19 protein-coding genes and 3 pseudogenes are annotated in these 18,717 nt (G+C 35.7%); 7 read left to right on the forward strand and 15 right to left on the reverse strand.

Annotated features, from left to right (window positions below; genetic code table 11):
• Positions 1–62: 62 nt before the first annotated feature.
• The 6 genes and pseudogenes from ACQV2S_RS07800 to ACQV2S_RS07825 all read right to left on the reverse strand — a co-directional run.
• Positions 63–1,001, reverse strand: coding sequence for a linear amide C-N hydrolase (locus ACQV2S_RS07800; protein WP_428885317.1), 939 nt, complete (start codon positions 999–1,001; stop codon positions 63–65).
• A gap of 1,864 nt (positions 1,002–2,865) precedes the next feature.
• Positions 2,866–3,096: pseudogene (locus ACQV2S_RS07805) on the reverse strand (hypothetical protein); the annotation flags it as partial.
• A 60-nt stretch (positions 3,097–3,156) separates the two neighbouring features.
• Positions 3,157–3,303, reverse strand: a complete 147-nt coding sequence (locus ACQV2S_RS07810; RefSeq protein ID WP_428875785.1) for a hypothetical protein — start codon at positions 3,301–3,303, stop codon at positions 3,157–3,159.
• 95 nt (positions 3,304–3,398) lie between these two features.
• Positions 3,399–4,265 carry a D-alanyl-D-alanine carboxypeptidase family protein gene (locus ACQV2S_RS07815; protein ID WP_428885319.1) on the reverse strand — a complete coding sequence of 289 codons (867 nt, stop codon included), beginning with the start codon at positions 4,263–4,265 and terminating at the stop codon, positions 3,399–3,401.
• Positions 4,266–4,733: 468 nt separating this feature from the next.
• Positions 4,734–5,075, reverse strand: a pseudogene (locus ACQV2S_RS07820) (FeoB small GTPase domain-containing protein).
• A 28-nt stretch (positions 5,076–5,103) separates the two neighbouring features.
• Positions 5,104–5,244: pseudogene (locus ACQV2S_RS07825) on the reverse strand (FeoA family protein); the annotation flags it as partial.
• Between the two features lie 335 nt (positions 5,245–5,579).
• Here ACQV2S_RS07825 and ACQV2S_RS07830 point away from each other — a divergent pair.
• The 4 genes from ACQV2S_RS07830 to ACQV2S_RS07845 are packed head-to-tail and all read left to right on the forward strand — an operon-like array spanning position 5,580 to position 8,685.
• On the forward strand, positions 5,580–6,539 hold the full coding sequence (locus ACQV2S_RS07830) for a VOC family protein (protein ID WP_428872715.1): 960 nt from the start codon (positions 5,580–5,582) through the stop codon (positions 6,537–6,539).
• Positions 6,540–6,542: 3 nt separating this feature from the next.
• On the forward strand, positions 6,543–7,442 hold the full coding sequence (locus tag ACQV2S_RS07835) for a VOC family protein (protein ID WP_428885320.1): 900 nt from the start codon (positions 6,543–6,545) through the stop codon (positions 7,440–7,442).
• Positions 7,443–7,455: 13 nt separating this feature from the next.
• Positions 7,456–8,067, forward strand: a complete 612-nt coding sequence (locus tag ACQV2S_RS07840; protein WP_428872713.1) for a flavin reductase family protein — start codon at positions 7,456–7,458, stop codon at positions 8,065–8,067.
• A gap of 9 nt (positions 8,068–8,076) precedes the next feature.
• Entirely contained in the window at positions 8,077–8,685 is a 609-nt protein-coding gene (locus ACQV2S_RS07845; protein WP_428885321.1) for an alpha/beta hydrolase, read from the forward strand.
• Positions 8,686–8,711: 26 nt separating this feature from the next.
• Here the strand turns inward: ACQV2S_RS07845 and ACQV2S_RS07850 are convergent, their stop codons facing one another.
• From ACQV2S_RS07850 to ACQV2S_RS07860, 3 genes are all read right to left on the reverse strand, one after another.
• Positions 8,712–10,064, reverse strand: coding sequence for an MATE family efflux transporter (locus ACQV2S_RS07850; protein ID WP_428872711.1), 1,353 nt, complete (start codon positions 10,062–10,064; stop codon positions 8,712–8,714).
• A 110-nt stretch (positions 10,065–10,174) separates the two neighbouring features.
• Positions 10,175–10,720, reverse strand: coding sequence for a hypothetical protein (locus ACQV2S_RS07855; protein ID WP_428885322.1), 546 nt, complete (start codon positions 10,718–10,720; stop codon positions 10,175–10,177).
• On the reverse strand, positions 10,666–11,061 hold the full coding sequence (locus ACQV2S_RS07860) for a class I SAM-dependent methyltransferase (protein WP_428885323.1): 396 nt from the start codon (positions 11,059–11,061) through the stop codon (positions 10,666–10,668). Before ACQV2S_RS07860 ends, ACQV2S_RS07855 begins: the two co-directional genes overlap by 55 nt.
• A gap of 242 nt (positions 11,062–11,303) precedes the next feature.
• Here ACQV2S_RS07860 and ACQV2S_RS07865 point away from each other — a divergent pair, with 242 nt between their 5' ends.
• From ACQV2S_RS07865 to ACQV2S_RS07875, 3 genes are all read left to right on the forward strand, one after another.
• A complete protein-coding gene (locus ACQV2S_RS07865) occupies positions 11,304–11,711 on the forward strand; it encodes a helix-turn-helix domain-containing protein (RefSeq protein ID WP_428872707.1) in 408 nt (135 codons plus the stop codon).
• A gap of 11 nt (positions 11,712–11,722) precedes the next feature.
• Positions 11,723–12,064 carry a hypothetical protein gene (locus ACQV2S_RS07870; protein WP_428881657.1) on the forward strand — a complete coding sequence of 114 codons (342 nt, stop codon included), beginning with the start codon at positions 11,723–11,725 and terminating at the stop codon, positions 12,062–12,064.
• Between the two features lie 105 nt (positions 12,065–12,169).
• On the forward strand, positions 12,170–13,246 hold the full coding sequence (locus ACQV2S_RS07875) for a YeiH family protein (RefSeq protein WP_428885324.1): 1,077 nt from the start codon (positions 12,170–12,172) through the stop codon (positions 13,244–13,246).
• 61 nt (positions 13,247–13,307) lie between these two features.
• Here the strand turns inward: ACQV2S_RS07875 and ACQV2S_RS07880 are convergent, their stop codons facing one another.
• The 6 genes from ACQV2S_RS07880 to ACQV2S_RS07905 form a co-directional block, all read right to left on the reverse strand.
• A complete protein-coding gene (locus ACQV2S_RS07880; RefSeq protein WP_428875791.1) occupies positions 13,308–13,751 on the reverse strand; it encodes a hypothetical protein in 444 nt (147 codons plus the stop codon).
• 168 nt (positions 13,752–13,919) lie between these two features.
• Complete coding sequence (locus ACQV2S_RS07885; protein ID WP_428874914.1) at positions 13,920–14,456, reverse strand: GNAT family N-acetyltransferase; 537 nt, start codon at positions 14,454–14,456, stop codon at positions 13,920–13,922.
• Positions 14,457–14,483: 27 nt separating this feature from the next.
• A complete protein-coding gene (locus ACQV2S_RS07890) occupies positions 14,484–15,284 on the reverse strand; it encodes a TatD family hydrolase (RefSeq protein ID WP_428881654.1) in 801 nt (266 codons plus the stop codon).
• A 27-nt stretch (positions 15,285–15,311) separates the two neighbouring features.
• Complete coding sequence (locus tag ACQV2S_RS07895) at positions 15,312–16,052, reverse strand: tRNA threonylcarbamoyladenosine dehydratase (protein ID WP_428875795.1); 741 nt, start codon at positions 16,050–16,052, stop codon at positions 15,312–15,314.
• 119 nt (positions 16,053–16,171) lie between these two features.
• The gene (locus ACQV2S_RS07900) at positions 16,172–16,924 is read right to left on the reverse strand and encodes an amino acid ABC transporter ATP-binding protein (protein ID WP_428881652.1); all 753 of its coding nucleotides are present in this window, start codon (positions 16,922–16,924) and stop codon (positions 16,172–16,174) included.
• Positions 16,917–18,572, reverse strand: coding sequence for an ABC transporter substrate-binding protein/permease (locus ACQV2S_RS07905; RefSeq protein ID WP_428875797.1), 1,656 nt, complete (start codon positions 18,570–18,572; stop codon positions 16,917–16,919). Before ACQV2S_RS07905 ends, ACQV2S_RS07900 begins: the two co-directional genes overlap by 8 nt.
• Positions 18,573–18,717: the final 145 nt, after the last annotated feature.

Genomic DNA, 18,717 nt, shown 5'->3' on the forward strand with positions numbered 1-18,717 from the left:
TGAAGTAACCAGTCGGTTACCTCACCTACTCATCAACCCTATTTGACAAAGAGCCTTTTAATTTATTTAAGTGTTTGATAAGTAAATCCAGCCGGCAAGAATATAGCCTGTCTTTGATTTAAATCTTCGATGTCATCAAAAACTATTGAATAAACCATTTGATTTTGAGCGGATTGAATGGTCAACCTTCTTGATGGACTATCATAAGCAGATAAATAAACAGTATGTGTGTAAGAATGATATTTTTTGTTAGGGATAAAGCCTTTAGGTAAAGCAACAGAAGATAAGACGCGGTAAAGATTGCCAAAGGCAGACTGACTGTCATGATTATCAAGTGTTTGTTGTGCTAGATAATAAGCTTTTAAAAAACGTGATTTTGGATCATATCCACCAGGTAGGTCTTTAGCAGCATTAAATTGGTTCAAATTTTCTTGATTAAAAGTAGTTTGCAAGAGTTTTTGATGAGAAGGAAATTTTGGTGCATTGGTCATGACACCATAAGGATTTTGGTAGACTTTTAGTTTTTTCTTTTCAGGCTCAACCACAATGCAGTTTTGCTGACTGTCTGAAAACATAAAGTGGAAAATTGGTGTGATGACTTTATTTCCATTCATATCATGACTTGAGATGTGAACGGTCGGTAAAATCGCTAAAACTTCATCAACATTGCGACAATTACCTAAGATATAATTCATAAAATAAAAAGCAGAAACATTGTTCTTCTTTTTATCTACTTGATTATCATATAAGCCAAATCCTCCAAAATCATTGGTGATTCCAATCAGACCATGCTCATTGACCCCATCCTTTAAAGGGTCCATATTTCGAAAACCAACTCCAAGCATCTTATATTGAGAATGGTGAAAGCCGCCTAGCAAATTTTCAGCTACCGGATACCCCTTAGGCAAGTAAAGTATATTGTAGTCAACGGGTGCTTCCAGATCCATTGTTCGTCCTGCAACATGTCCGCCGGGGTAATTAATTTTAATTCCTGTACACATAGATATTTCCTTTCTATCTTTAGTATCAACCGACTAAATGATCAGCTCGAATTCTCAGTATAGCATTATTAGATCCGATAAGCGTTAAAAGTGCTTTTAAAAGATTGTTACTTTAAAAATTAAATAACAGAAGGCTTAGCTATGACGATTAGAAACTTCATATTTTATAGTCCATCACATTTCTCATTTAATTAGGACACATTATTGTCCAGTCAATTCCCAATAATAGCAGAGTATTAATCATTTTTTGGCTGAGAAACTGTCTAAAAGTTGCTAGCTTCGATAAAATAGTAATCATTCTGAGGCAAAGTCACTGGAGTGAAGTCTATGAGATTGTGTGCAATCTCATATTATGAAAAACTTCTGAAAACAGTAGATAAAATAAAATCTGAAAGCTTGAACTTTATTTTAACCACAGGAGGGGGGCAGTCATTGGTGGGAGTAATTTATGACTGCTGCTTTTAATGGTAATCCTATCGATACCTTCTCAATCATCATTAGTAAAGTTTTAACGGTTAAAAAAGATCAGACGAGAAGAAAAAACAGCTATTGAAACCACACGCAATTTCTTCCAGCCAATTGGATTGCCTGCTAGCTTACAGAAATTGATCTTAAAGCATAATATATCAACTATCTAGTCAATTAACTTAAGGCCAATAAATTTACTAAAATTGGTGAACACAAAAATCATACGTTGAAAGTATCCAGAGCAATCTATAAAAAAGCTTTAAACTAGATAAAAACAGCCACATCAAAGTGGCTATAAGGTGATTCCAAAAAGTTAGAGTTAAAAACTAACTTTTAATGAATTCTTTTTTTCTAATTTTAAAATATTTTAGTGTTAGCTTCTATATTATTAGGTATTTTTGTCTTTCTTTGGTATAAGGAAAGTGATGAATGAAAAAAGAAGTTTTATAAAATAGCTGGTATTCTTACGGCTGTTATAAGTTTACTCACTTATTTACCTTTATTTGGTGGCTGTCCTCAGAGTATTCAAGCTAGTTAGCTGTCTTAAGTTGTAAAGTTAATATTTGTTTAAAGTAGTTTTCAGCTTTTGAGAACTACTTTTATTTTTTGATATTAAGCAAATAATTATCTATCACATAGTTCTTGTTTTTTTGCTTCTTCCTCCTTGGCTTTAGTTATCTTATATTCTAGTGTTTCTTTGTACTTGCTATCTATCAAAGTTTCCTCGTATCTTTCTTTTACTATTTTTTGTACGTCTTCTATCGATTTAGCAGACTTTCTCTTTACATCGTAAAAATCTTTATTATTTGCTGGTTTAAAAGCTGGTATATCTTCTTTTTTAGGTTTAACCTTCTTCTTAACTTTTTTGTTGTTTGTGTAGGTTCTTCTTTGAACAGATCGCTATAATCTTTGTTTCCGTCGTTTTCTACCACTTGTACGTTTATTAGAGACGTTTGTGTGATTGGTGAGCGTTTTATTGCTGACGATTTCTTTTGTGCAGTTTTCTTTCCTGCGGGCTTTGGTTGACCTTGCGTATTTCATTCAATAGCTAAGTGAAGTTTTTCTTTAGCATAAAGAGTTCCCAATTTATCAGCTCTTATTTTTTGCTCTATAAAATCTTCATCTATAAATTAATAGGATAAATTACCATGCTTTCGTTCCCTCGCATCTACTTTATAATTTAATAATATATCCTCTTTAAACTTCTTCATGGTCACAACTTCAGAATTGGCTAGGGATTCTAGGATTCTCTCTTAAATCGTCTTTCCAAACACATTTACCCTTGTCAGCAGTTTTAATTTCGCTAATCGTTCTACAATTAATCGCTTTATCTTTTGATAAGTAATTACATTCGCACCAAATTCTCCTAGTATTTCGTCGTGCTTAGGCTGTATATTTACCCAACGATTATTAGATCCTGATAGTTTGATACACCAATTGGATTCGGGTTGTTTATAACAATGTGATTATATAGGAATGCGTTTTCGTTGTCTGCTTGTGTAACTACTAAAACTTGTCGACCAGGGAACAGCCTTTGCCCCGTTTCTAAGTCTAGCTCATGAACTTTCTTTATGTCTTCGGGATTATCTACTATAAATTCACCTCTTGAAAACGATGGAATAGCGTTATAAGTTTGAACATTTTACCCTCATTAACATTGAAGCTATCCCACACTTTAGAAAAGACTCTAAAGCAGTTTCTGATAAACAATTAATTCCTGAAGCTTGCAAAACTCAATCCATATCTTCGCGATGGCTCTTTTCTTCCATCGCTTGTCACCCTTTTCCTTTTCTATTACTACCTTTAATCGCCAGTCAAAATTATCTTTAGACATACATATGACCTCCTAATTCCGTATCCGGATTTAGGAGGTCAGTACACTTTGAGAGTCCTTTTTAATATTATTTATAAGTTTTCTTACGTTTTTTACTATAGTTCTGAAAGAATTTTAATTGTATCCAGCACTTGTCCTTCTACTCGGTTATTAAGATCATTTAATTCTGAACCCATGACAACCACTATATATTCTTTACCATCTTTTTCAGCTAAAGTGGCCCAGCATAAGCCGGCTCCATAGGTAGTACCAGATTTGCCACCAGTAATCTCAAAACCGTCTTGATAAAATTCCCGCAATTTTTTGAAAACAGTACTTTCCATATAAACACCTGAGGGATGGGCATTAGTTGCCGTCGATAAATAGTCTTTACGTTTAAAGATTGCTTCAAAATGACCATTTTTTAAAGCTTCTTTCAATAACATAGCGATTTCCTTAGCAGTAGTTACTTGACCTGCTTGATCCATGCCATCCACGCTTTTAAACTTAGTTTTTTTTAATTTTAATTCTTCAGCTTTTTCATTCATCCACTTAATAAAAGTCTTTTTGGATCCGGCTACATTAAGTGCTAATGAATTTGCACTTTCAGCTCCTGAAGGAAGCATGGTGCCATAGAGCAAATCACGAAAAGTGGTTGACTCATAAGGATAATAACCCGCCATAGCTGCGCCTTCTTCTATGGCCTGATAGTAACTGGCTTCATCCACTGGAGCATAGGCTGATAGATTATCGATATGTTCTAGTGCAACAAGTGTTGTCATAATTTTTACTAAGGAAGCAGGTTTACGAGAGACGTTGGCTTTTAAAGACAACTCGGTTTTGTCTTCTGTTAAATTATAAACATAAATACTTTTAGAATAGTAAGCCTCCAAAGCCAGGACTTGATATGGATACAAAAGATTTACAAGACTGATCAGTGTAAGTATTATTATCGATTTTTTAAAAAAAGATAAATCTCGCATCCAAAACGCCCTCTCTATTTTATTATTTCTTTTTTAGAGTCTCATACTTTTCAAAGTCGGTCAAGTCAAGAACGGAAATTTCTATTTTAATTCAAAAACAGCCTAAACCAATATAAAGAGTAGAGCTGTTAGTTATTAATTTTTTTGAAATTTAACTTTGGCCTGAGCAATTTCTCTTTGAATAACTAGTCGCTCTTCATCAGATACTTTATCACAGGAACATCCTACTATATTGGTGGGTGTTTTAACATTCAATCCGGCCAAAGGACAATCCGTTACAGTACAAGATGTCCACTTGTTCTTTCCGGCTTTAAAAGATTACCATTCTTTTTTAGGAGATAAATTAAACCTCCTACAATTATGAAAAGAATCATAAGGGTTTTAAAATTCATTAACAGAAATGAAAAGAACAACTTAATGAAAGAATTCTGATAAAACTATTGAATCTAATCCAATGCTTTTTTTAACTTATGCTGCCCTATTCACTACAATAACCAGTGGGATTCCTAACTCTAATAATTGGATAGTTAAATAAAAACTTCTTTCAAATCTATTCCCATCTACTACATTTAAATCATATCAGCCTGCTCATCTAATAGATAATCGTGTGACAAAGTTTCTTTTATATAGGAAGGTAAAAAATGCCTGGTAAATCAACGATGACCGTGGTAGGATTCGTTTAAAATTAGCCCTCTTTTTATCAATCGTCACGCTCGGCCAATTTCCGACCTTTTGATTAGATCCGGTGAGCAGATTAAAAAGTGTGGTCTTCCCACAGTTAAGATTAGCTAATAAGGTAATTTTACGCATGATTCGCTCCTCCCGATAAAAGGGTTGTTTAAATTAATTCAGCTTCACTCTTACGAATCGAAAGTTGATAACCTCTCACTCGAATTTCGAGTGGATCTCCTAAAGGTGCCAATTTAACAAGCTCAATGATTGCATTTTTTGCAATTCCCATATCCCTAATGCACTTTCTAAATTAAGTTTCACTTTCTACTTTTATAAGCTTCGCTCTCGATTTGACTTTCAGCTGACTAAAAGCTACAAAATCTTCATTATCATAAGATAACATTTCGATCGTCACACTTTTAGCAAATTACAGACTGACTGCAAGACACATTCCTTATCAACATCACACTCTTATTTTATACTAAAACCATTCAATAAATAATAAAACAATGCGAAATGTAAAATTCGAGACAAAATGCTTGCATTTTCTGTTCATTCATGTTAAATTTAATTCGAATTCGAGATAACAAAATCGAATCTTATTAAATGCTTTGACTCTCTAAATTTAAAGGAGGAAATTTTATGAACAACTTATTAGGAATCCACCACGTGACAGCTATGACAAATAGCGCAGAAAGAAACTATGACTTTATGACAAAAACTTTAGGCTTACGTTTGGTTAAGAAAACAGTTAACCAAGATGATATCCATACTTATCACACTTTTTTTGCTGATGACCGTGGAAATGCTGGTACGGATGTAACTTTCTTTGATTTTCCTAACTTACCAGAAGGCGTTAAAGGAACAAACTCAATTTCCCGTATTGGTTTGCGTGTAAAATCTGATGAGGCTTTAGAATATTACTTAAAACGTTTTGAAGAAAAAAATGTTAAACATGAAGGTATTAAAGAATTATTCGGTAGCAAAGTATTAGCTTTTGAAGAAGAAGATGGCCAAGCCTATCAAATCTTCTCAGATGAAAATAATGAGGGTATCCCTGGAGGAATTCCTTGGAAAAACGGTCCTATTCCTGAAGAATTTGCTATTTACGGCCTTGGGCCTATTGAAATTACTGTCGGTTACTTTGAAGAATTCAAAGCTGCCTTAACAACTATCTATGAAATGCGTATTGTCGAAGAACATGACGATGTTGCACTCTTAGAAGTTGGTGAAGGCGGACACGGTGGTCAAGTTATTCTACGCAAAGACGTTGAAACTCCACAAGTGCAGCAAGGTTATGGACTTGTTCACCACGTATCCTTCCGAGTAGCCGATGACGAAGCGATTCAAGCTTGGGCAGATCGTTACCAAAAATTAGAAATTGGAAATTCTGGTTTGGTTGATCGCTATTACTTTAAGGCTTTATACGCTCGCATCGGTCACATTTTAATTGAAATCTCTACTGATGGACCTGGCTTTATGGGAGACGAATCTTATGAGAATCTGGGTGAAATCTTATCTTTACCACCATTCTTAGAAGGTCAAAGAGAATCAATCGAAAGTCAAGTTCGCCCATTTGATACTGTTTGGAAAGGGGAATAAATCATGGTTGATAAAATTCAAAGTATTCATCATATTAGTGCCATAGTGGGTAATGTGCAAGAAAACTACGATTTTTATACAAAAGTCCTCGGTTTAAAACTTGTTAAGCAAACTGTCAATTTTGATGACCCTTCTGTTTATCATACCTATTTTGCGAATTCGAAGGTTGATAATGGAACAATTATGACCTTCTTCCCATGGGATAATGACCATAAAGGGACAAAAGGCGGGGGGCAAGTCGGAAGAATTGCTTTTTCTATCCCTAAGGGCAGCCTCACAGCTTGGCAAAATCAATTAGAAAAACATGAGATTACTTATCATAAGAGTAATATGTTCTCTGCAGCCACTTTAGAATTTTCAGATCCTCATGATCTAGATATTGCTTTAGTCGAAGCAGAGACAAGCTCAGACAATAATGAAATTATCGGTTTCTATGGCTTGGTACTCCTATCTACCAACCCTCAAGGGACTCTTGACTTGTTAACACGTGAAATGGGGGCCAAATTGGTTGAAGAAGCTGACGAATACCTACACATCGAATTAAGTGGACCTGAAAAACACCGTGTGTTACTTTTAAAAAAGGCACAACCACTAGGACGTTTTGGCATAAGCACTGTTCATCATGTAGCCTGGTCAGTTGATCGATTGACTGACCTTCAAGCTTGGCATGACCATTTAAAAGAAGCGAATTATCATCTGACTCCTGTCAAAGATCGTAAATACTTTAAATCGATTTATTTAAGAGAAAAAGGTGGCATCATTTTCGAATTTGCTACTAAAGAACCTGGCTTCCAAGTAGATGAAGATTTCGATCATTTAGGTAGTCAATTAAAACTACCTGAACAGTTTGAGTCTAAGCGTTCAGAAATCGAGTCATCTTTGCCTAAATTTATAGTGAATTAGGCGAGTAGATAATATGTTATCTTATAAAGTTACAGACTTATCACCTAAAGATCAGTATAAGGTTTTAATTGGTTCAGTCATCCCTAGACCTGTTACAATGATAGCCACACAAAATGACGATCAAAGCTTAAATTTAGCACCCTTTTCCTACTTTAATATGGTAGCTTACAATCCACCCATCCTCATGGTGTCCATTCAAAGAAAAGGTAAGATGAAGGATACCGCTCGAAACATCCTAGCTAATAAAGAAGCCGTTTTCCACATCGTAGACCAAGAAAATTTACAAGAAGTCAATTTGACAGCTAGCAATTTGCCAAAAAATAAGAGTGAATTGGATTTAACCCAATTCACTCTTGCTAGCAGTCAAACAATTCAAACGCCTGGTATAGCTGAGATGAAAGTAAGGTATGAAACAGTATTACACCAACACATCGAGATCCCATCATCAAATGGTAAAGAAGTTTCAGCTGACTTATTCTTGATGCGAGTAGTACATTTCCATCTTTCTGAGGAAGTTTACCAGAATTCTTATGTGCTTGCTGATCAGTTAAAACCGATCAGTCGTTTAGCGGGTAATGATTATGCAACTTTAGGACAGACCATTCAACTTGAAAGACCAAAGTAGGAGGTAATTATGGAATATATCTATCACGCAGCTGATAATGCTGAATACACTTTTGTCCTGTTACACGGTACAGGAGGAGACGAAACTAACCTTATTCCTTTAGCCAAAGAAATCTCATCTTCAGCTAATATTCTCTCTATAAGAGGAACTGTTAACGAAAATGGAGCCCTCCGTTATTTTAAACGGAAGGCCGAAGGTCTCTATGATTTAGAAGATCTAGCGGAAAGAAGTGATGAGCTTGTTGAATTCATCAAAAAGATGAGTAGTGAAAAAGGATTTGATTTAAGTAAAGTATTATTCATTGGCTTCTCAAACGGATCTAATATTGCTTTAAATATCTTAATTCACTATCCAGAAAGCTTTAATAAAGGAATTTTATTTGCCCCACTCTACCCTATGGCCATTGATCAGCAGAAAGATTTATCAAATCATCAACTCTTCTTATCCATGGGTGAGGCAGATCCAATCTGTAGTATGCAAGCAAACAATGACTTAATTAAAAAATTAACAAACGTTCAAGCAGACCTATCCATTGAATGGGTACATACCCATCAAATTACGCCTCAAATTGTGCAAGATGCTAAAGATTGGGTGTCAAATTTAAAAGAGAATAATTAATTAATTTAAGCTCTACTTTCTTATGTCTAATTAGCATGAGACAGGTAGAGCTTTTTCCAATTCTTACGGGCTAATAAGTAAATAATTATTCCTTTTAAAGCAGTGGAAAGAGACATAGCAATCCAAACTCCAACCACACCATAATTAGGCATAAACAGCCAAGCAAATGGGATTCTCAACAAATTACAAACAGTATTCACAGTTGCAGGGGCTTGAGTATTTCCTAAACCGTTAAGGAAGCCACTTCCACCAATTTCAAAACTCATAAATAATTGGCTTAAACCAAAGACAAGTAAATAAACAGCTCCTAAAGCGATAGCTTGCTGGTCATCTGGTATAAATAGCTTGAAGAACTGCATTCTAAATACGATAAGAACTAAGGTCGCAAATGAACCAATGGCTAATAAGGAGCGAATGGTCGTTTGATAAATCCCTTCTACTCGTTCATAAAGTTTAGCTCCATAATTCTGCCCTACCATAGCCGTAATCGCTACTGCAAAACCTTCAGTGGTCATCCATGAAATGGATTCAATGTTTGACCCCACACTGGTAACAGCTAAAGGCATAGCACCATAGGAAGCAACATAACGATTTAGTAACACACTGACTAAAGCGTGTGCATTCGACTGAATAGAAGGTGGTAGTCCTACTTTAATGATTTGCCCTAGATTCTTACTGTTAAATGACCACAAGTGGATGCGACTGCGGTAAAGTAAATCTCCTTGGCGATAAATAGCATAAAGATACAAAATAAATACCATAAACTGAGCAAAAATAGTTGCCATAGCAGCCCCTTTAATCCCTAGGGCTGGAAGAGGCCCTAAGCCAAAAATTAAGATGGGATCTAAGATAATATTAATAACCAGTCCGAGAGTATTGACGGCAAAAGGTGTTTTACTATTACCTAAACTATTATAGGCTCCAGATATAACAGGGTTAATAAAAAATAAAAAAACACCCGAAGCAATCACAATCAAATATTCTTCAGTCAGTTGATTGACGTCATCTTCTAATTGGAAGAAATTAATAAAGGGATCTTTAAATAAAATTAAGAGGCCTCCAAAAGCAAGTCCCATTATAAGGGCTAACCAAAAACCATTGTTAATATAAGAGCGTGCTGTCTTTTCATCTCGTGCCCCATAGGCTTGTGCCGTCAGGACACTCATTCCAATTCGAGGGATCAACATCAAACTCGAAGCAATCCACAAAGCAAAGCCAACTTGTCCTGCTGCAGCTACAGCCTCAGTAGAGAGTCTTCCAATCCAGGCAATATCGGTTAAAGTGTAAGTCATTTGAATAAAAGCAGTTAACATTAAAGGCGTCGATAATTTCAACATTGTTTTAAATATCTTACCGTTTAATAAATCTAAATTTCTCATTGCTACTCCTCCATATCTCAATAAATAGTAACAAGTTGAAGCACTAATTACAATCACCAAAAACTTAGTGAAAGAAAAAAGATCTTTCAATAAGTTTTAATGGCTTCATTTTATTCCTCTAAGGACGTTGGTAGTAGAAATCTTCGTATCCCACTGTTTTGGCCCTTTTGATAAAGCACCCATCTTTTATCATACTTTTGATTGGTCTTTGCAATCATTTGTTCAATGTCTTTTTGTAATTCTTTTAAAAGGGGATTCTTGAATAATCTGTTCAATATTTCAAGATCACCGAGACGGTCGCTCTCAATCATCGCATGAGCCAAGCGATCACTTACTTGTGGATTATCCGGGGTCAAATGAGTCGTAACATAGGACATTGAGACGTCTTGGAAACCAAACTTTTCCATTATTTGAGGCAATTCTTGCTCGTTTAATTTATACTTACCTAGTTGAAAAGTTTGGATACTATCATCTTGGCCGTTTGTTAAGACTTCAATCTGCTGCCAAAAGGTATTTTCATCTTCATTAAAAGAAAGCAAAGCCGGTGCTTGGTGAATGACCCCTTGAGCTTGACTGAGACAAAGACAGACTCCTCCGGATTTTAATAAATGATACTGTGTTTTAAAGAAAGTGTTTGTTTCAATGTGCTCAACCACTGTATTCGAAAGAATAACATCAAACTATTTTCCTCAAAAGGAAGCTTATAAATATCACCCTCTAAAAATTCAACTTCAGGAATGTTTTCTTTAGCAAATTCTATAAAGTTGTGATCGCGGTCTAATCCAATTACATTGGCATTCGGGTACCAATCTTTTAATACCTGACATAAAGCACCCGGCCCACAACCTATTTCTAAAATTCTAAGAGGAAGTTTTTGATCGATATTAAAAATGGTTTGATAAGCATTGGCATTTTCCTTACTAAAACGTAGTTTACGACTAGAATAGAGCGTTTGAATTCCCTGTACTTGGTTAGACCAAAAATTTAACCTGTTCATTGTATCCCCCTCTTTTCGTTCCAACTTAACTTCAAACATGATATTTTGTGTTTTCAGTTTTTTTAACAGAGCCTATTATATCATTTATTAGTAATTTTTGATTAAATTTGCCCATCAAGATCTTAAAATGGATGATAGGGTCATGTAAAACATCTTTTCCACTATTATTTTACGAATGTAAAAGACTTTCGCTAGACATATCAAGTGAAAATGCTAAATTTAAAACAGAAGGAGGCGACATTATGAGTCTTGGCCAACAACTCAAAACAGCACGCTTGCATGCAAATTTAACTCAAGAAGAAGTAGCAGAAAAAATCGGAGTAACTCGGCAATCCGTTTCAAATTGGGAAAACGAGAAAAATTACCCTGATATTCGGAGTGTCATAGACCTTAGCAATCTTTATCAAATCAGTCTGGATCAATTGATGAAAGGAGACGAAAAATTGATTAATCATTATCAAGAAAGTTCAAATGTAGTTCGTAGTAACAAACATTTATTTAAGATTATTTTAATTAGTTTAACTATCATCTTAGCACTATTCATACTCCATCACCTGATGCCTAACCATGTCGAATGGCTACTTGCTATTTTTATTATAATGGCCATAACGGCAGGAATCATTATTCATGAAATCATTCAAAGAATATAGGAGGCGTAAAAATGAATGAAACTATCAAAATATTTATAATTGTAATTGTCGCTACCATTGCGCTGGCTTCTGGCAGCTTATTAGCTTACTTCATCTATAAAATGACTATTATTGATGCTAAGGCGCGAGGGTTAAAACATCCCAAATTTTGGGGTATTTTTAATATCGCTGGAAACAACTCTTCAAATATCTTACTCTATCTTATCGGCAGAAGGAAATTTCCTAAAGATAAACTCACTTCCTATGATCAACTCTTAATGAAGCAATATAAAAGAGAAGCTAGTATATCTCTTATTTGCCACCTTTGTGGGACGATTATCCTACTTATCTGCATTGTTTATTTCTATGCCTAACTAGTTCGCCTATCTTTATTAGAAAAAGTAGGGTTTTTGTTATTTTATTAATTAATAAAGTTTGGTAGGATAGATGTGATATAAAATTAAAGGAGATCTCTTTACATGAACTCAGTAAAAAATAAACTTCCAGGACTTCTTTTATGTTTCTTGATTGCTATTTTTGCTAGCCTTTTAGCTAGTGTATCGATTGGAAACTTTTCACTGGCGATTATTGGAGCACCCGTCTTTGCTATCTTAATAGGCATGATCATCAGTCTCATTCAGCCCCAATTAGCTAATCATGCCATTTTTCATCTCGGTATTCGCTTTTCAGCGAAAAACATCCTACAATGGGCAGTTGTTTTATTAGGTTTCTCCTTGAACCTCTCAATGATTATTAAAGTTGGTAGCAAAAGCTTACCTGTAATAGTTGCTACTATCTCGATTGCGCTACTGGTTGCTTGGTTCTTTCATAAGCAATTTAAGATGGAAACGAAATTAGCGACTTTAATTGGGGTCGGATCAGCTATTTGTGGAGGTTCTGCAATTGCAGCCACTGCTCCAGTTATTGAAGCAGATGATAAGCATGTTGCTCAGGCTATTTCAATTATTTTTATTTTTAATGTACTGGCTGCTTTGATTTTCCCTACTTTAGGTTATAACTTAGGATTAGGAACAGAAGGTTTTGCTATCTTCGCAGGTTCTGCAGTTAATGACACTTCTTCAGTGACTGCCGCAGCAGCGACAGCAGAAAGCTTCTATCAAGTGGAAGGCATCCTATCTGCTGCAGTAACGGTCAAATTAACACGAACACTAGCCATTATTCCCATTACGATAGGTCTATCTTTGATGCAAGCTCGTAAGGAAAATGAACACGCAAAAGCCACTATTTTTCACTTACTTCCTACATTTATTCTCTATTTTATTTTAGCTGCCTTAGTCACTTCCATAGTGGACCTTCTTCCAACAAATGCATTTACCTATAGTTACGTCGAAAAGTTTATTCCCCTGATAAAAACTCTCGCTAAATTTTTTATCAGTATGGCTATGGCGGCTATCGGGTTAAACTCTCAATTAAGTGAACTAATTAGAGAAGGAAAGAAACCCATTTTACTTGGCCTCTCTTGTTGGATAGCTATCAGTCTCGTTTCACTAACCGTTCAAGCTCTAACCGCTACTTTTTATAGTAATCTTCCTTAATCAAAAACGGTTAACTAGTAGAATTATCTAGTTAACCGTTCTTTTCTATTTAATTAACTGCTTAATTTGAAAAGAACCATTTTTGATAGCCCTTATCAATCAATAGGCTCACGAGCATTTGAATAATCATAGAGATAAAAACTGTTAAGGGAAGCCCCTTTAAAACACCCAAAAAAGCTTGGCCGTTTATGCCCGCTTCCATCCATACTCCAAGAAAGCCCATGACAAAAGAAAAGATCAAGGCGGGTGGGAATTGTCCCACTACGAATTTTAACCATTCTGGATGCTGGATACCTAGTAATTCATTGAATTGCTCAGACATTTTTGGTATATCAAGAAGATACGCCCCAAGAATTACTGAAACGGGTAAAAGAACAGATAGTTTAACTAACATTTCAGGGAATACGACTTGCCCCTGCATGGCAGTCATAATTAAGGGCATGATAATTCCAAGATGAACGGGAAAAGCAAAGCGTTTAAATGTTTCAAAGTTTATCGAATGCAAAATAATGTCACCTTTCTAATTGTGTTTTTAACTTTTTTACTCTAACAAATACCTTAAGCCCTTTGCAAGTTGTTTTTAACGATTCACCACATACTTTGTCTTTAACTCATCATTTTCTAGTTAAGTATGCTCAAAAAATAGAACAATTTTTGAAAAGATAATACTTCATTATTCATCCCTTAGCTCTATCCAATACCTTTGATCGACAGTGCCATCAGGATAAACTACTTCATTTTCTAAAACGCCACCATTTTTTTGAATGGATTTCGCGGACCCAATATTTTCTTTATTACAAATCATTAAAACCCTTTTTATACCGATTCGTTTACACTCTTTTAGTGCTAAACCTATCATTGCTGTGGCATAACCTTTGCGTCGCTCACTCGGTCGAATACCGTCTCCTATATGTCCACCCTTTAGTAAAAGGCCATCATTTAAATAATGGCGAATATTCACTGCCCCTACCAAAACATTCCGATTGCGGTCGAGACAAAAAAAGGTCGAATCCGGTACACGGTCTGAGTGTACAGCTTCTTTATCTTCTATACTCTTAATATATCCTCCAAAATCATGTGGATCATGACGAAAGATGGCCGATGGCGAACCATCTGTTTGATTTTTTTCTATATCTTCTTTCCATTCTTCGATCATCTCAATTAATAGTAGCTGATGTTTTTTCTCTAACTTAACAAGTTCGATATTCATATTAGGCTTATCCCTTTCAGAGTGATTTTATACTTTATAAATTTTGGCTTGCGTCCTAGCGATAACTGGTCCCATCTCTTCTTGTCGGATGGCTGATAAATCTATGACGGTTTGCCTAAGAAGTTCTTTTAAAGATTTAGCCATATGCTGAACTTCTTTTCTATCACAAATAATCTTATCCTCCGTTGGCCAATCACTCTCAAGTAAAATGTGATCTCCAGCTATTTGTTGAACATAGGCGCGTCCTTTTTTTGTATTTAACATCGTCGGATGAACAGATAGATAACCTCCTTGATCTCGATGTCTGGTTAATTGATCACTGGTTCCATTAAAGCGGTGTAAAATTGCCGTAATATTCTTAGCAGAATGACTTTCTATTAAGTCCAATACTTTTGAAGCTGATTGTACTGCGTGGATTGATAATACATAATGATTATTTAAACGCTCAGCTAATAGTGATAGAATGTTTGAGAAAACATAAATCTGTAAGTCCTCATCCGCTTTTTCCAATCCATTGGTCGAAAAATCTAAACCGACTTCTCCTATTAAAAGAGATTGGTCTAATTCTCCTTGAAAGATAGCTAACTCCTTATTCGCTTGTTCCTTAGACTTAATCCACCAAGGATGAAAACCTAAAGATAAATAAGGCAGAAACTTTTGATCACAATCCATTTTTTTGAGGCTATCCTTTAACTCAATAAAACCTGAGGGTGTGACAGTTTGAGCCACAATTTTAAGCTTTTCTTTAGCAATTGTTTCTAAAAATAACTGACGAGCCTGTTGGTCTTTTATAAAATCAAAGTGATAGTGACTATCTAATAAATTCATAGTCTCTCCTCTCCTTCTTACTTCGATTTACCAAACTTTATATTCTTCCTTCCCTGCCAAACGTCGGATCACTTTTCCTGCTAGCATCATTCCCATAATTGGTGGCATATAACTCATCGAACCTAAGGTTTGTGATTTTGTATTGCCAGTAGGATTTTCAACTTTGAAGGGTTGTTCATTAGAATAAAGAACCTCTAAATTTTTAATGCCTCTTCTACGGCACTCTAGACGTATAATCTTTGAAAGGGGACAATAAGAGGTCTTTTCTATTTTACTAAAGTTTAAGTAAGTCGGATCTAATTTATTCGCTGCCCCCATAGATGAAATTAAGGGCAATTTTTCTTTTTGACAAAAGGCTGCAATTTCTAATTTTTGAGAGATAGTATCAATACAATCAATTATATAATCCACTCCTGCTAGATCAGTTAAAATTTCCTCAATATTTTCTTTGGTTAGAAATATTTGACGGGCATCCACTTGGCAGTCCGGATTGATTTCAGCGATCATCGCTTTCATAACATCTGCTTTAACCTTACCCACGGTTGATGAAAAGGCTAAAGCTTGACGATTAATATTGCTTTCTTCAATAATATCTCCATCAATTATCGTTAAATAGCCTACTCCTCCTCGAGCTAACGCCTCAGCACAAGCAGAACCTACTCCGCCTAGCCCCAATACTACCACTCTTGATTGAGCTAACCGACTTAGGCCCTCTTCTTTTAAGAGCAGGCTCACCCTTGAGAGTCTTGTTGGTATTTTTGCTTCCATAACATCATCCTTAATCTTTTAAGTTTATTAGCTGCTTTTTTATTATAACACCATCGCTCTAATTAGATCTTATTAAAAGAGGTGGTCATAAAGATCACCTCTTTTAGGTCTATTAATTTTTACATTTGCTCTTTATGAAAACGACTTAGGAACAATTTAGTTCGCTCATGCTGGGGCTCATTAATCACTTGCTGGGCTAAGCCATCTTCCACAATTACACCTTTGTCCATAAAAACAACCCGACTAGAAACATCACGGGCAAAAGCCATTTCATGAGTCACTACTATCATTGTCAGACCCTCTCTTGCTAATTGGGTCATGGTATCTAATACCTCTCCTACCATTTCTGGGTCAAGCGCTGAAGTCGGCTCATCAAACAGTAATAATTCTGGATCCATTGATAAAGCCCGAGCAATGGCAACTCTTTGCTGTTGTCCACCTGACAATTGTTTAGGACGCGCATTGACATAAGGAGCCATGCCCACCTTAGTCAAGTTGGCCATAGCAATTTGCTCTGCTTCTTCTTTTGTCCGTCCCAAGATTTTAACTTGTCCAATGGTACAATTCTTCAAAACATTCATATTATTAAAAAGGTTAAACTGTTGGAAAACCATTCCCACTTCTGCTCGATAGTGATTCAAAGGGTAATGATTGGTCATCACTGACTTGCCTTTATAAAAAATATCCCCTCCGCTCGGTTGCTCTAGAAGATTGAGACATCTCAGAAGGGTTGATTTTCCTGAACCTGAAGAGCCAATAATAGAGATGACCTCTCCTTGTTTCACGCTAAAATCAATGTCTTTTAAGACTAAGTTGTCCCCAAATTTTTTAGATAAGTGAGCAATCTCTAAGATTTTATTTTCATTAGTCATGTGTTTTCACCCCCTTGACCGCTTCTGTGGATGAAGACTGAACAACTGTATAAGAATGAGAACCTGACATCTTTCTCTCAATTAAATTTAAAATACGAGTGGTCGTAAACGTTAAAACAAAATAAATCACTGAGGTAATCAAGAAGGTCTGGAAAGTCTGATAGGTCGATCCTGCGACAGACTTGGAAACAAAGAACAATTCTGTCACTGCTATAACATTTAAAACGGAAGTATCTTTGATATTAATCACAAACTCATTTCCTAAAGTTGGTAGAATCGATAAGACAGCTTGCGGTAATACCACATGTCGCATGGTTTGTCCGTGGGTCATACCAATTGCTTTGGCCCCTTCATATTGTCCCTTATCCACCCCTTGAATACCTCCACGCATGACTTCAGATAGATAGGCACCTGTATTAATTGAAACAATAAATAAAGCTGCTGTCATTGAAGAAAGATCAATATCAAAGAAAAGTTTTAGACCATAAAAAATTAACATGGCTTGAACCATCATCGGTGTTCCTCTAAAAATTTCGATGTAGGTAACTAAAAGAAAATCAACTACTTTAAACAAATAATAAGAAGGGCGACCTTTTTGGAACAAGTCCTTCATCGAACGGATCACTGCAATCAAGAGTCCAATTACGGACCCCACAATGGTTGCAAACAGCGCAATGAATAGAGTGTTCAAGGCACCACGAATAAATTGATTACCGTAACTAGCCCACAAAGCCTGAACATCTTGCCAAAAGCTAAGGTTTTCTTGACTTTGATTGAGTTCTACCATTTCTTTCATCAATGCTATCCGTTCCTCTTCATCAATCTGACTTAAAACTTGATTAATTGGTTCCACCAAAGGACTTCCTTTACGTAAACCAATCGCGATTCCTGTATCTACCTGACTCAGATCAAAGCCATTCTCTTTAGTAAATTTTACATAAGTTAAGTCGGTGTTAGCAGCTACAGCAGCCATGGCTCCTGGTTCTTCCGATAAATAAGCATCAATTTTACCTGATAGGACGGAAGAAATCATGGTTGGAAAAGAATCCAAAGCTGTCCCTTTCTGGACATTAGGTATTTGATCGATTAAGCCATAATGGAAGGTATTTAGCTGAGCGGTTACTTTAGCGTTTGAAAAATCTTCGATGGATTGAGCATCGACAAAATCAGAATCTTTGCGAACTACCAGGACCATCTGACTTTCATAATAATTATCAGAAAAGTCAATTTCCTTCTTACGCTCTGGTGTGACCGACATGCCAGCAATGATAGCATCTACCTTACCAGAATTTAAAGCTGGAGGTAGACCATCCCACTCTAATTTTACAATTTCTAATTCCAAACCTAACTGTTGCGCTAACTCTTGTGCGATGTGGACATCATAGCCATTGCCAAACTCTCCTTTAGAGTTAGAAATAGGGAGCGCTCCATTTACTAGAGAAGGTTGCGACCAGTTAAAAGGTGAATAATTAGCTTCCATTCCTACTTTTAAAACACCAGGATCTTCAAGTCCTTCTTGGATCTGTTCACTATTAATAGTTGATAACTTCTTGTCTTCAGCACCTACAATCATTTTAACAGGCAAAAGCAATATAAACATTAAGATTAAGACACTGAGCTTTTTAAACAGTCCTTGATTCTGTTCCATTCTGATCCTCCTCGTAATTTTTACTATAAAAAATAAATATACCTTTTATAGTAAATTTGGTCAAGTTTTGAATGTATAGACTATTATTTATGTTAAACGTAAATGATAATGTCTCAAGAGAACACAAATCAAAATGTCCCACTAT

The sequence above is a fragment of the Facklamia sp. P13064 genome, from assembly GCF_050409425.1.
Classification (GTDB): domain Bacteria; phylum Bacillota; class Bacilli; order Lactobacillales; family Aerococcaceae; genus Facklamia.